This window comes from Eubacterium sp. An3 (assembly GCF_002159465.1).
Taxonomy (GTDB): Bacteria; Bacillota; Clostridia; order Lachnospirales; family Lachnospiraceae; genus Anaerobutyricum; species Anaerobutyricum stercoris.
Window position 1 is genome coordinate 190,270 of the sequence record NZ_NFIR01000004.1, and the last position, 14,089, is coordinate 204,358.

14 protein-coding genes are annotated in these 14,089 nt (G+C 49.3%); 4 read left to right on the forward strand and 10 right to left on the reverse strand.

Translation table 11 applies throughout. The features are described 5' to 3' along the window. Positions 1–129: 129 nt before the first annotated feature. On the forward strand, positions 130–360 hold the full coding sequence (locus B5F87_RS06380) for an HPr family phosphocarrier protein (protein WP_087278455.1): 231 nt from the start codon (positions 130–132) through the stop codon (positions 358–360). 259 nt (positions 361–619) lie between these two features. On the opposite strand, the gene B5F87_RS06385 is transcribed toward B5F87_RS06380, so the two are convergent. Further along, positions 620–1,141: a peptidylprolyl isomerase gene (locus B5F87_RS06385; protein ID WP_087278457.1), complete on the reverse strand. Its 522-nt coding sequence runs from the start codon at positions 1,139–1,141 to the stop codon at positions 620–622. A 205-nt stretch (positions 1,142–1,346) separates the two neighbouring features. Between B5F87_RS06385 and B5F87_RS06390 the strand changes: the two genes are divergently transcribed. Then, a complete protein-coding gene (locus B5F87_RS06390) occupies positions 1,347–2,156 on the forward strand; it encodes an HAD family hydrolase (protein ID WP_087278460.1) in 810 nt (269 codons plus the stop codon). A 77-nt stretch (positions 2,157–2,233) separates the two neighbouring features. Here the strand turns inward: B5F87_RS06390 and B5F87_RS06395 are convergent, their stop codons facing one another. The 7 genes from B5F87_RS06395 to B5F87_RS06425 form a co-directional block, all read right to left on the reverse strand. Then, positions 2,234–3,376 (reverse strand): ATP-binding cassette domain-containing protein, encoded by a 1,143-nt coding sequence (locus tag B5F87_RS06395; RefSeq protein WP_087278463.1) that lies wholly within the window; start codon positions 3,374–3,376, stop codon positions 2,234–2,236. A gap of 17 nt (positions 3,377–3,393) precedes the next feature. Then, positions 3,394–4,119 carry a molybdate ABC transporter permease subunit gene (gene modB, locus B5F87_RS06400; RefSeq protein WP_087278466.1) on the reverse strand — a complete coding sequence of 242 codons (726 nt, stop codon included), beginning with the start codon at positions 4,117–4,119 and terminating at the stop codon, positions 3,394–3,396. 102 nt (positions 4,120–4,221) lie between these two features. Then, positions 4,222–5,118, reverse strand: a complete 897-nt coding sequence (modA, locus tag B5F87_RS06405) for a molybdate ABC transporter substrate-binding protein (RefSeq protein ID WP_087278469.1) — start codon at positions 5,116–5,118, stop codon at positions 4,222–4,224. A gap of 150 nt (positions 5,119–5,268) precedes the next feature. Beyond that, the gene (locus B5F87_RS06410; protein WP_087278472.1) at positions 5,269–6,234 is read right to left on the reverse strand and encodes a helix-turn-helix transcriptional regulator; all 966 of its coding nucleotides are present in this window, start codon (positions 6,232–6,234) and stop codon (positions 5,269–5,271) included. A 115-nt stretch (positions 6,235–6,349) separates the two neighbouring features. After that, positions 6,350–8,032, reverse strand: coding sequence for a [FeFe] hydrogenase, group A (locus tag B5F87_RS06415; RefSeq protein ID WP_087278474.1), 1,683 nt, complete (start codon positions 8,030–8,032; stop codon positions 6,350–6,352). A gap of 14 nt (positions 8,033–8,046) precedes the next feature. Then, positions 8,047–9,930, reverse strand: a complete 1,884-nt coding sequence (locus B5F87_RS06420; protein WP_087278477.1) for an NADH-quinone oxidoreductase subunit NuoF — start codon at positions 9,928–9,930, stop codon at positions 8,047–8,049. 24 nt (positions 9,931–9,954) lie between these two features. Further along, entirely contained in the window at positions 9,955–10,431 is a 477-nt protein-coding gene (locus B5F87_RS06425) for an NAD(P)H-dependent oxidoreductase subunit E (RefSeq protein WP_087278480.1), read from the reverse strand. Positions 10,432–10,786: 355 nt separating this feature from the next. Here B5F87_RS06425 and B5F87_RS06430 point away from each other — a divergent pair, with 355 nt between their 5' ends. Beyond that, a complete protein-coding gene (locus B5F87_RS06430) occupies positions 10,787–11,254 on the forward strand; it encodes a hypothetical protein (RefSeq protein WP_087278483.1) in 468 nt (155 codons plus the stop codon). A gap of 193 nt (positions 11,255–11,447) precedes the next feature. Here B5F87_RS06430 and B5F87_RS06435 read toward each other — a convergent pair whose 3' ends face one another. After that, positions 11,448–12,701 carry a diaminopimelate decarboxylase gene (locus B5F87_RS06435; RefSeq protein WP_087278486.1) on the reverse strand — a complete coding sequence of 418 codons (1,254 nt, stop codon included), beginning with the start codon at positions 12,699–12,701 and terminating at the stop codon, positions 11,448–11,450. A gap of 55 nt (positions 12,702–12,756) precedes the next feature. Continuing rightward, on the reverse strand, positions 12,757–13,539 hold the full coding sequence (locus B5F87_RS06440; protein ID WP_242964283.1) for a TrmB family transcriptional regulator: 783 nt from the start codon (positions 13,537–13,539) through the stop codon (positions 12,757–12,759). Positions 13,540–13,655: 116 nt separating this feature from the next. On the opposite strand from B5F87_RS06440, the gene B5F87_RS06445 reads away from it, so the two are divergent. Then, positions 13,656–14,060: a BMC domain-containing protein gene (locus B5F87_RS06445; protein WP_158096978.1), complete on the forward strand. Its 405-nt coding sequence runs from the start codon at positions 13,656–13,658 to the stop codon at positions 14,058–14,060. The last annotated feature ends 29 nt before the right edge of the window (positions 14,061–14,089 follow it).

Sequence of the window (14,089 nt, forward strand, 5' to 3'; positions counted from 1 at the left end):
ATAAAATCGTTCCTTAAAGAACAACCGATGTGAGCAGTGCCAACTGCATTGCCATGACATTTAAAAACATTCCGTTAGAAAACACATAGAACAGATTTTGAGGATTGCAGCACACGGAGGGAAGAAACAATGACTACAGCTACCGTCAACATTGATTCTTTGGACAAAATTCAGGCTTTCGTTAAAATCATCAATGAGTACAACGGCCGTTTCGACTTGGTATCTGGCTGTTCCAGAGTAAATGCCAAGTCTGTTATGGGCATTTTCAGTCTGGATATATCACGTCCTTTGCACCTGAATATTTATAATGACGAGAACGCCGATTATGTCACAAATGCTATATCCGCATTTATTATCTGAATTTCATACAATAACAAGATCGCAGGCCCCGACAGCATCTCATTCTTCCATTAATCACCCGCTGCCCCACCGCCGGATCTTCATATAAATCCAAAACAGGACAGGAAAATCATTCCCTGCCCCGTTTTTTATATTATAGGAAATTCCGCTGGAATTCCTATAATATAAAAGCCCTCCGGGCGGGATGCGCACTCGCGATCAGACGCCGACATCTATCTGGCAAATGGCTGCCGTTTACCGCCGGCCACGGATACATTTCTTAGCGGTCAAGTTTCTCCGGTTCCGGATATTCCTCTCCAAATGTATCTACTGTGACAGTCTTCATCACCTGTTTATGATATGGGGAATCCCCGAAAGTCTTCTCACAGGCGATTCTGTCCACCACATCCATACCTTCGATGATCTTTCCGAAAGCAGCATACTCGCCGTCCAGATGCGGCGCCGGCTTATGCATGATGAAGAACTGAGAACCAGCGGAGTCCGGCATCATCGCTCTCGCCATGGAAAGAACGCCTTCTTCATGTTTCAGCTGATTATCGAAGCCGTTGCTTCTGAATTCTCCTTTGATACTGTAGCCCGGATTGCCCGTACCATTTCCCAGAGGACATCCGCCCTGAATCATAAAGCCTTTGATGATCCGGTGGAATGTGAGCCCGTCATAAAATCCCTTCTTTACCAGAGAGATAAAGTTATTAACAGTATTCGGAGCAATCTCCGGATACAGCTCCGCTTTCATCACGTCGCCGTTTTCCATTGTAATCGTTACGATTGGATTTGCCATAACTACTCTTCCTTTCTGTGCATTTTTTGCATAATATTTTACGTTTTAGCCGCATACAGCGGCGTCGGAATATATCATAGCACATTTGTTATCGTCCGCCAAGGCGGGGATTGGCGGATGAGGGGCTTTCCGCTTGCATTTTCCGCGGTTCTTTCTTATAATAAATGACCGTAAGATTTTATTTTTGTATACAAAGGAGTTTAAAATGGATAGAAAATTATTGTTTTTTGATATTGACGGCACGCTGCTTGCGGGCGGGATTCCCGGCTATATTCCTGAGAGTGCCATCAAAGGTCTTATGCAGGCGCAGGCCAACGGACATTATCTGTTTATCAACAGCGGCCGTACCTTTTCTTTCATGCCGGAGGCCATTAAAGAGTTTCCTTTTGACGGGTACATATGCGGCTGCGGAACGGAGGTGATCTTTAAAGGAGAGAGCCTTTTTCACAATAAACTGCCGGACAGCGTTCGCTTTGGTCTGAAAGATATCCTTCGTGCAACAAATGTACAGGGCGCATTTGAAGGACATTCTTCCTGCTTTTTTGACGAGAGCGTCGAACTGATTCCTCCTCTGGCAGATATACGCGGCGTTTACGCTTCTTCCAGCAGCCCGGATGCTGTCCGCAGCTTTGATGATCCGGATATGGATTTTGATAAGTTCGTCGCATTCACCGATGAAAACAGCGATTTTGATCGTTTCTTAAAAGCTGTGGAGAACGATTTCACCTGCGTCCAGCGGGAACCTGCGGGCAAATATCATTTCAATGAGATGATTCCGAAAAACTGTTCCAAAGCAACAGGAATTGATTTCATGGTAAAACATCTGGGTGCTTCTCTGGACGACTGCTATGTATTCGGCGACAGCTCCAACGATCTGTCCATGCTGCGCCATGTCAAAAACAGCATCGCCATGGGGAATTCTTTCCCGGAGGTGCTGGGACAGACTTCCTATGTGACGACGCGGGTAGACCGCGACGGCATCTATCTGGCACTGAAGCATTTTCATTTAATCTGACGCTGTGCAGAACTGCCCGTAAATATATTCTGCTCAAAGAAGTATAATTGCTAAAAAAAGGAGGAGTCCGCTTTTTCTCAGCGGATCTCCTCCTTTAATAATATCAGTTTTTCCGGCGGAAAATAGATTGCTTCCGGAATCTTTTCCTGCATCTCCTCCCATTCTTTCTTGGAGAGTTTCCACCAAATTGGCTGTAAGTCCGGTTTTGCCGACAGATTCTCCGAAGAAACATTTCTCAAGATAAGATATATCTCAAATGGCGCCTCTGTGATGCGCTCGAGAGTACACCGCATCACATTACTTTTTCTCTCGTTTTCCAGCCAAAAATCATTGTCACGCTCCACCTCGCCAATCTCACGCATCACCGCAAAATCATGGGCGCGCAGCCCCACGTGGGTGACGCCCTCCGCGATGACGTCTGCCACATGCAGGCGGACTCCCCAGTCTATGGCATACAGCTCGTGGTCGCTGAGAATCTCTGCCCGGGACAGGTTTTTGCAGCCGGTGAGTCTGGCTGCTCCCACGGTGACCGGATTGCGGAAAAGTTCCTTTGTGCTGCCGGCTATTTCTATACCTCCCGGGCACATAACCGCCATCCTCGGGCACATCTGATAGATTTCGTCCCGGCTGTGGGACACCATCAGCACATCTTTCTGATAGTTGCTGCCAAGCATGCCTTTCATCTCCTGCAGAAGCTGCTCCCGAAGATAGCTGTCCAGGGCGGAAAATGGCTCATCCAGAAGCAGGATATCCGGATCGGAAGCGATGATTCTCGCCAGGGCGACCCGCTGCTGCTGACCGCCGGACAATCGTCCTGGCAGTGCGTCTGCCAGCTCCGGTATATGGAACTGTTCCAGCAGGCCGGTAATGTACTCGTTCTTCTCCTGTCTGGAGGAGAATTTTTTTCCGGCGCCGGACAGCCCCGCCTCCACATTCTGCCGCACCGTCATGTGCGGAAACAGCGCGTACTGCTGGAAGAGATAGCCCACCTTTCTCTTCTGCGGCGATACATTTATTTTTCGCCCGGAGTCAAACAGCACACGGCCGTTGAGTGTGATCCGGCCGGAATCCGGCGTCTCGATTCCCGCGATACATTTGAGGGTCATGCTCTTTCCGCAGCCCGACGCGCCAAGAAGTCCCATACAGCCGCTTTCCAGCTCAAAATCCACCTTCAATTCAAAATCTTTCAATTGTTTTCTGATGTGCACTGTTATCGCCATCTCTTTTACCTGCTTTCCTATTTATTCTCGGTGAATCCGGCGGCACGTTTTCCTCGGCGTCCGCGCCTGCCCGCTCTGTCGCTTCCCGGCGTCTTCATAGAAAAATAATTCATCATGATCACAACCAGAAATGAGATGCCGACCAGAACCGCCACATATCCCGAAGCTTCCCGCGTATCTCCGGACGCCACCGCCGCGTAGACCGCCAGCGGAAGAGTTCTCGTCTTGCCGCTGATGTTTCCGGCGATCATCGCCGTGGCGCCGAATTCGCCGAGACCTCTGGCGAAGGCCAGCACCGTGCCGGACACCACGCCGGGTCTTGCCACAGGAAACTGTATTTTCCAGAAAATGTTCCACTCGGACATTCCTAGGGTTCTTCCCGCCGAAAGCAGATCGGGATTCACCTGTTCGAAGGCTCCTCTCGCCGCCCGGTACATGAGAGGAAATGAAATGAGTACCGCCGCCAGCACTGTGGCTTCCCAGGAAAAGGCAATCTTCACCGAGAAATAATCCACCAGAAACTTTCCGACCGGTCTCCGGATTCCAAAAATGTACAGTAAAAAAAATCCGGCCACCGTCGGCGGCAGAACAAGCGGAAGGGTGAACAGCCCATCCAGAATCATTTTCAGTTTTTTATTTTTGATGCAGAATACCAGCTCCGCCATGGCAGCTCCCAGAAAAAATGTAATGATGATGCTGGCGGTCGCTGTCTTTAACGAGATAAGTACCGGTGACCAGTCCATAATGATTCCTTTCCATCCCGGTCTTGTGACACAGAGAACGTCCGGGGACGCGCCATGCGCCGCCCGGACTGCTGTTTCAAAAGACCTGTAATTTAAAACTGTTTATTTATTAGCGGTAAATCCTGCTTCCACAAATACATTCATGGCTTCTTCGCTCTGCAGGAAGTCCTCCAGGGTCTGAGCCGCTTCTTTTTTGTTGGTGGAAGTGGTGATACCCACCGGATAGATGACCGGTGTTTCCATCATGGAATTGTCTGCCGTTGCCAGAACGGTCACCTTCTTGTCATCGCCGTTGCTGTTTTCTGTGAGCGCGTCCGTAGAATATACGATGCCTGCGTCGGCGCTTCCCTCTGCCACCCAGGTGAGTACCTCGGTCACGCTGTTGCCGAAGCTTGCCTTCTCTGCCACCTGGTCATAGATGCCAAGACCTGTAAGAATCTCCTGGGCGTATTTTCCTGCCGGAACGCTTTCCGGATCGCCGATGGCAACCACATCTGCGTTGGCCAGATCCTCAAAACCGGTAACGTTGGACTCTACGCCTTCCGGCACGATCAGAACAACATCGTTTTTCAGCAGATTCACAACGGAGGCCTGATCAACAAGGCCTTCCTCCACCAGGGTATCCATATTGGAGGTTGCCGCTGACATAAACAGATCCGCCTCCAGTCCCGATTCAATCTGCTGCTGCAGATCACCGGAGCTTGCGTAAGTTCCTTCCATCTGAATGCCCGGATTAGCTTCCTCAAACATCGGAATCAGCTGATCCTCAAATACCGCTTCCAGACTGGCTGCAGCCGCGATCAAAAGCGTCGTCTCCTCTCCCGCTGCCGCCTGCGCCGCAGTGGCCCCCTCCCGGGCCGCTTCTGTTCCGGACGTCTCGTTGGCATCCTGTCCGCTGCCGCTGTCAGAACCGGCCGGGCCGCAGCCTGCCATGCCCATAATCAGCGCCGCTCCCAGCGCAAAAGTCATACATTTCTTTACCAAACCGTGTTTTTTCATGTTTTTCTCCTTCTTTTTTGCTTATTTTATTGTGTTTTGTATTGTTTTATTTCTTTTTTATTATACTCATACCACCATAAAAATCCAACAAAAAAGGACAAACATAATTATAAAAACTAACGCGGTATCTTCCTGACATGTAAAAAATATCTAATCCGAATAAATAACTTCTCCCATACCTGTCACATCATACCCTCCTAAAGCGAAAACCTCTTCCTGGTATTCTGAAGACTGCAGGATATGGAGCAGCGCCTGATACGGCGGCTTCCAAAAGTCCTCCTTACGAAAGACCATATCATAGGATTCCTCCTGCTGAAAGATAAAATCAATACCAGATACCTGAAGGCTGTGCTTCTCTGTTCCCAGCGCCACGTCGGCTTCACCTCTTGAGACAGCGGCGGCAGCTTCCAGATGGGAATTGACGATATTATGATACCCCCGCACCTCTGCCGGAGAAATGTGATGCTGCCGCAGTTTTTCATCCATCAGCACCCTTGCCCCGCTTCCTGCCTCGCGGCTCACAATCCGGACATCTTCTCTTTTCAGATCATCGAAGGTCTGAATATTCTTCGGATTCCCCTTCTTCACATAAAAGCCCTCCTTCCGCTTGAGCATATGGACGACCACCAGATCTGTCCCCGGCAGCATACTGCTCACATAAGGCAGATTATAGCTATCCGTCGCCCCATGCCAAAGATGCGCCGTCGCCACATCCACCTGTCCCTGATACATGGCATAGAGCGCATTATAGCTCCCCTTATAAGATCGCACTGCCGGACATCCTTCCGGATGGCGGCTCAGCCGGTCCGCCAGAATATCAAGCACCACATCCTGCCCGCAGATGATCAGAGGCCCGTTATCGTTTCTCCTTCCTTCTGCCAATCCGCTCCGCAGCCAGCCCGCTCCTGCCGATGAACTTCCCTCTTCTCCGGCTGCCTCCTTCGGCGTCCGGCCTCCGTACCGGATATATTCATCCAGATCCTCCTGCCGGATACGAAGCTGTTTACCCAGCTTGGACGCCTTCAGATCCCCACGTTTTATCATATCGTAAACGGTATTTTTCTTTACCTTCAGAACTTCTGCCGCTTCCACCACAGTCAATAAATTCTCACGCATGGTCTTCCCCTTTCCGCTGCCTGTATATTTTCATGATCAGCAGTCGTCATGTGCTGTTTCTTCACATTCAAAACAGGGAGCAGACACTCGCTGCTCCCTGTTTATCATATCATATTTACCACTCATTATGAAGAAGCTTATGCTCTTTTCCTTTCAGCAGTCCATCGTAAAGAGTCTGGATAATAGGGTTCTCGTTGGAACGCTTGATCTGCGCCACACTGTCAATCCTATAGATACCCTCAAATCTGGCTGCCTTGGTGCGCGGGCCGATTGGAACCGGCTGACCGCCGCCAGCCATACATCCTCGTTTGCAGGCCATGACTTCCACAAAGTCATAGTATACCTCTCCGGACTGGATCTTCTTCATCACTTCGTCGGCATTGCGCAGGCCGTTGACCACCGCCAGTTTCAGCTCACGCCCGTGAAAATCTACCACAGCTTCTTTAATTCCTTCGGTACCGCGGATTCCGGTAAAGCTGATATTCTCCAGATCCTCCGCCGCGCTGCTGTCAACGAGCCGACGGAGCACCGCCTCTGTAACGCCGCCGGTAACGCCGAAGATAGCTCCGGCTCCGGAGGACAGGCCAAACGGCATATCGAGAGCTTCGGACGGCATTTGAGACAGATCAATGCCGGCCTCCTTGATCATACGTGTGATCTCCGTGGTAGTCAGCACCAGATCCACGTTCTGCTCGCCGTCGGTATAATGCTCCGGACGAAGAATCTCCGCTTTCTTTGCAGTACAAGGCATGATGGAAACCACCATAGTCTTTCTCGTATCTTCTTTATTCATACGGGCTTCTTCCTTGATGATAGCCCCGAACATCTCCTGCGGAGAACGGCAGGTTGAAATGTGTTTCCGCAGATCAGGGTATTTATTCTCACAGAACTTCACCCATGCCGGACAGCAGGAAGTAAAAAGCGGAAGATTTTCTCCGGACTCCAGCCGCTCCACAAATTCCTTGGCCTCTTCCATGACTGTCAGGTCTGCGCCAAAATTGGTATCATAAATCTCGTCAAATCCCATGCGCCGCAGAGCCGCCACCAGCTGTCCCAGTGCATTTTCTCCCTTAGGGATACCGAATTTATCGCCCACAGCTACTCTTACGGCCGGCGCGATCTGCGCCACCACCCGGGTATTCTTATCTGACAAAGCCATCCATACCGGATGGATATTCTGCTTGATGGTGATGGCACCGGTCGGACATACCACCCGGCACTGGCCACAGCCCACACAGTCTGTTTCCGCCATGGTTCTGTTAAACGCCGGCATTACCTGCATGTTTGAACCCCGGTAGGCAAAGTCCAGAATGCCCAGTCCCTGAATCTCATCACAGGTACGCACGCAGTCGCCGCAGAGAATACATTTATTCGGATCACGGACAATACAGTCCGAACTCTCATCCAGCGGCAGCGTCGGTTTATTGTTCTCAAATCTTATATAACTTACGCCCAGCTGTTTGGCCAGGTTCTGCAGGGTACAGACGCCGTTCTTCTTACAAGTGGTACAATCCCGGCAATGTGAAGACAAAAGCAGCTCAAGTATCATTTTTCTGTGATGCTGCAGCCGCGGCGTATTTGTATAGATCACCATTCCGTCCCTTGGCACCTCGGAACAGGAGGCAAAGATCTTGCCCCGGTCATCCTCCACCACGCACATGCGACAGGCGCCGTAGGTGGACAATTCCGAATGATAACAGAAGGTAGGAAGATCAATACCGGATTTACGGATGACAGAAAGTACATTTTTCTCGTCATCAAAAGCAACTTTTCGATTGTTGATGGTCATATATTTCATAGTCTCTCAGCCTCCTACGCTTCAATGTGGATGGCTCCAAATGCACAGGCACTCTCGCAGGCGCCGCACTTGATACATCTGGAATTATCGATCACATATGGTTCCTTAATCTTTCCGCTGATAGCGCCCACCGGACAGTTTCTCGCACACTTGGAACAGCCCTTGCACCGGGTTGGACTGATGACGAACCGCCGCAGCGCCGTACAGTTCTTCGCCGCACATTTCTTATCCACCACATGCTGCACATACTCATCCCGGAACAATTTCAGCGTACTCATCACCGGCAGCGCCGCGCTCTTTCCAAGACCGCACAGAGCGGTGTCTGTAATAGTCGTCGCCAGTTCTTCCAGCAGATCCAGATCTTCCAGCGTTCCATTTCCTGCCACGATCCGCTCTAGAATCTCCAGCATCCGCTTCGTACCCTCCCGGCACGGCACACATTTACCGCAGCTCTCATTCTGGGTAAAATTCATGAAGAATCTCGCCACCTCTACCATACATGTGTTGCTGTCCATGACAACGAGGCCGCCGGAACCGATCATAGCGCCCATCTTTTTCAGAGAATCAAAGTCCAGACTCACATCAAGATGCGGGGTGATGAGACAGCCGCCGGACGGCCCGCCGATCTGCACCGCCTTAAATTCCGCATCTCCCTTGATGCCGCCGCCGATATCAAAGATAACTTCCTTCAGTGTCGTTCCCATCGGCACTTCAATGAGACCGGTGTTCTTCACACTTCCGGTCAGGGCAAACGCCTTGGTTCCCGGACTCTTCTCCGGCCCGATGGTCTTGTACCAGGCCGCTCCATTGGTAATGATCATCGGCACATTGGCAAAGGTCTCCACGTTATTGAGTACCGTCGGTTTCGCGAAAAGCCCCTGCTCCACAGTCCGCGGCGGCTTCACTCTAGGCATGCCCCGCTTTCCTTCAATAGATGCGGTCAGCGCGCTTCCCTCGCCGCAGACAAAGGCTCCCGCACCCCGGTTAATATGTAAATGAAATGAAAAGTCTGTTCCTAAAATATTGTCCCCCAGAAGCCCCTTTTCTTCTGCCTGCTGGATAGCCAGCTTCAGACGGCTGATGGCCAGCGGATACTCTGCGCGCACATAAATATATCCTTCCTGAGCGCCGACAGCGTACGCCGCGATCATCATACCCTCGATCATCTTGTGCGGATCGCCCTCCATGATACTTCTGTCCATGAAGGCTCCCGGGTCTCCCTCGTCGCCGTTACAGACAACGTAACGAATCTTCTCTTTCTGTCCGGCCACCTGCTTCCATTTGTAACCGGTCTGGAAGCCTCCGCCTCCGCGGCCCCTCAGATTGGAATCCATAATTTCCTGCACGACTTCCTCCGGCGTCATGTCAAACAACGCCTTGGCAAACGCCTGGTAGCCGCCGCAGGCAATGTATTCCTCGATATGTTCCGCATCAATATGCCCGCAGTTTTTCAGTACCAGACGGGTCTGTTTCTTATAGAAAGGAATCTCCTCCTGTTTCTGATATTCAATGCCGTCCTGTTTGTAGAGGAGATGACGTATCACATCTCCTTTTTTGATGGTTCTCTCAAAAATAGCCTCACAGTCATCCACGGACACCTTCGTATATAAGATACCCATCGGCTCAATACGCATCAGCGGGCCCATCTCACAAAATCCGTGACATCCGCTCTTCTTCACCGTCACCGGGCCATTTCCATGGGCAATCTCCGGACCAAATTCCACAGACACATCCGGATATCCTTTGACAAGCTCGCACATTTTCTCATAAATCTGCCCGGAACCGCCGGCCAGACATCCCGTTCCGGCACAGATCAATATTCTGCATTTGCTGACCCCAATCACCTGCTTCGCGTATTCTTCCAGCTGATTAAGCGCTTCTCTGTTCTCAATCCTCATTTTTTAATCTCCTTTATACCTGACCTAACCTTCTGAACGCAGTTCCTGAATCAGCTCCGCCGCCGCATCCGGCGTCATGGCCGGATACACCTTGTCATTTACTGTCAGCACCGGCGCAAGCCCGCAGGCGCCCAGGCACGAAACCGTCTCAATCGTGAACATCATATCGTCTGTCGTCACTTTCTCCTTGGAAAGCCCCAGCTCCGTATACAGTCTTTCCAGAATTGTCAGAGACTTCCGCACATGGCAGGCCGTACCGTCACAAACTTTGATAACATATTTTCCCTTCGGTTCAAAGGAAAAATTCTCATAAAAAGTTGCGACACTGTACGCTTTTGCATCAGTAATTCCGATTTTCCCTGCCACATAAGAAAGCAGTTCCGGCGGAAGATAACGGTACTCACTCTGAATATCCTGTATAATAGGAATCAGCGAGGATTCTCTCGCCCCGTGGGACGCGATTATCTCATCCGTTTTGTCATAGTAACTTTGCTCCAGCATAAAACCCTCCTTTTGCTGTCCGACGACAGCTTGCTCTTTCAAGGTTAATATAGTTCTCTCAGCACCTCTTTGCTGTAGATTTCATATATACATGCATAATACACATCTATTATAGTGTAGAATTATACAAATTACAACAGGATTTTGTTATCATATTAACAAACTGCAGTATTTCTGCCTTTTTACATAAATCTCAGTATTTTTTTTTGTGTTTTTTTAACAACAAATCTTTTATTATTATCATCTTAATACCATTCGTCTCTCCGAAAAGAAAATATATTAATATCTTATAGACATTTTTTAAGGTATATGTTATAGTACTCTTACCCACACAAAATGAAAGCGAGGTGATATAATGTCCGAACGGGAACTCTTGCAAATGATTTTATCCGAAGTACAAAACGCAAACACTGGCCTTAATGATGTCAAGTCCGAAATCGCCGACCTTAAAACCGATGTTAGTGCTCTGAAAACCGACGTAAGCGCTCTGAAAACTGACGTAAGCGCTCTGAAAATTGACGTAAGTGCTCTGAAAACCGACGTAAGTGCTCTGAAAACCGACGTAAGCGCTCTGAAAACTGACGTAAGCGCTCTGAAAACCGATGTTGACGATCTGAAACTCCGGACAGCATTAATTGAAACTACTCTGGAAAATGAAACAAACAGAAACATAAAAATAATTGCTGAAGGTCATACCGATTTATCACGCAAATTAGATCATGTACTGCAAATGGAAAGTGAAAAAGAAATGTTTCTGATCCGGTTCAATGTCCTGGAATCAGAAGTACAGAAAATGAAACAGCATTTTGACTCAATCGCATAATTTACTACCGACACCTAAAGTTACCATTTTGATAAATTATATTTCATAAACAAAAACGATAACCATAGAATCAGAATATATTCAGGGGAAAAATCTACTATCCGATTTTTCCCCTTTTGCGCAATACGCACCAATCGGAAGGGAACCAATTTTCCCTTCTGAAGGAGCATCCCAAAATCTTTACTCAATTATTCTAAAAATCAAATCCTTCAATCGTCGCGAAATAATCCTCCGGTGTCTCCGCACGACGGATCATTCTGGTGCTTCCATCCTCCTGCAGGAGAATCTCCGCACTTTTTAATTTGCCGTTATAATTATATCCCATGGCAAAACCGTGAGCGCCGGTATCGTGGATGACCAGCAGATCTCCCATATCAATCTTCGGCAGCTTACGGTCAATGGCAAATTTGTCATTATTCTCACAAAGAGAACCTACCACATCATAGGTATGATCACACGGCTCATTTTCCTTGCCCATAACCGTGATATGGTGATATGCGCCATACATGGCCGGACGCATCAGATTGCAGGCGCAGGCATCCACACCGATGTATTCCTTATAGGTATGTTTCTCATGAATGGCCTTTACCACCAGATGACCGTGCGGCCCAAGCATATAGCGGCCAAGTTCTGTGAATATCTTCACATCTCCCATTCCCGCCGGCACAAGAATCTCCTCATAAGCGGCGCGAACACCCTCGCCAATGGCGAAAATATCGTTTGGCTCCTTATCCGGTGTATAAGGGATACCGATTCCGCCGGAAAGATTAATAAACCCGATGTGCACATCAAGATTCTCTTTCAGCTCTACAGCCAGATTAAAGAGAATCGCCGCCAGCGTCGGATAGTATTCATTGGATACTGTATTGCTGGCCAGGAAGGAATGAATACCGAACTCTTTCACGCCCTCTCTCTTGAGTCGTTTAAACGCCTCAAAAATCTGCGGCTTAGTCATGCCGTATTTGGCGTCGCCCGGATTATCCATAATATCCGTCCCCAGAGAAAAGATTCCGCCCGGGTTAAAACGGCAGCAGATTCTCTCCGGAATACCGCAGGCTTCTTTCAGAAAATCAATATGAGTGATATCATCAAGGTTAATGATGGCACCCAGCTTCTTTGCCAGCACAAATTCCTCCGCCGGAGTCTCATTGGAAGAAAACATAATGGATTCTCCGTCCGCAAAACCGCAGCGGTCGCTCATCATAAGCTCTGTCAGAGAAGAGCAGTCCACGCCGCAGCCTTCCTCCTTGAGTATCTTTAAAATCGCCGGGGTCGGCGTTGCTTTCACCGCGAAATACTCCCGGAACCCTTCATTCCAGGAAAACGCCTTGTATAGATTCCGTGCCGTCTCCCGGATTCCTTTCTCATCATAAAGATGAAACGGCGTCGGATATTCTTTTACAATCTCCTCCAACTGCTCTTTTGTCACAAAAGGTTTTTTCTCCATCTTATCCTTATCCTTTCTGTCAATATTGCTTTATTTACCGTTCGAAATGAACATTTTACTGTTGTTTTATAACATTTAACTGAATCTCATTGGCCAGGGCGTCCTTCAGCAGCTGCACCAGATTGGGATTCGCGGAATACAGACACGCCGTGCGCGCCTCCTCTCCCAGCTCTCCGGTCAGGGCATAGCTGGAATCTGTGATCAGCCGGACAGAACTTCCTCTTTGCGCCGTGCAGTACATAATCGCGCCCGCAAGTTCACAGGACTCCTCCGTCAGCAGAACGACCTTCCTCCCTGCCTGAACCAGCTCATTAAGCTCACTTTCAAAAAGCGTCAGGGTAGCCGCCGAACCAAACAGATAGACCCTCTCCTTCGTCTGGCGCAGCATATTTCTGATCTTATCTTCCACATTCCTCCTGCCCCGGATGGTGACATAATGCTCCTCCTGGTGCATCTCTTTCGGAATCTTCTCCTCCAGCGTCTTCGCCGCCTCTTTCAGAAAATGTATCTTATTATCACAGAACTCCTGCACCGGCACCGCCTCATAGCGCACGGGCTGCTCCTCCAGAACATAAGCGGCGCCCTTGTCCACCAGCCCCGCCAGCGCCCCGTAGGCATTAGAACGGGAGATACCGGCTCTTTTTGCCGCCTCGTAGCCGCTCAGACATCCCTCTGTCAGCAAAAGCAGATAGACCTTCGCCTCCTGCCTGGTCAATCCGAACTGCTGCAGCAATACAATATTATCGGAAACTCTTCCATCTTCCAGCATATTTCCCGCCTCTTTTCCATACGTGGTACCAGTCGGTACTACTATATAATGCCGCGTTTTTTTTGTCAACTATTTCACCACAAAATAACCCCCTTTTTTCAAAAGGAATTCCATTGACACTTTGCAGGAAAATGTTAAGATAAAAATAAAAAATGACAGACTCTACGAAGAAACAGGTGACAGCAATGGGAAGAAAATGTATCGGGCTGATTGAGGCAAGAGGTCTTGCCGCCGCCATCCAGGCCGCGGACACCGCCGCAAAATCCGCCAACGTTAAATTATTAGGATATGAATACTCCGGGCACAGCGGTATGATCGTAGTCAAGATCGAAGGCACTGCCAGTGCGGTGGAGTCTGCCATGAAGGCCGCCGCCCTGTCTGTCGAAAAGATTCATGGCTCTTTTGCCATTGTAAATATGCTCGTTCAGAAATCAGCTCTGGACGAATCCGTATACAATAAGCTGATTCACAACGCTCAGACCGTAGGCGACCCGCTGCAGATTGCTTCCGGCAAACGCCCGCAGGGAACCAGCCGCCAGGCCAAATGGGTTGGTCACTGGGAACAGAAAGGCGCCTATATACGCGAATAGTCAGAAATGTAAGAAAAGTAATAACATAA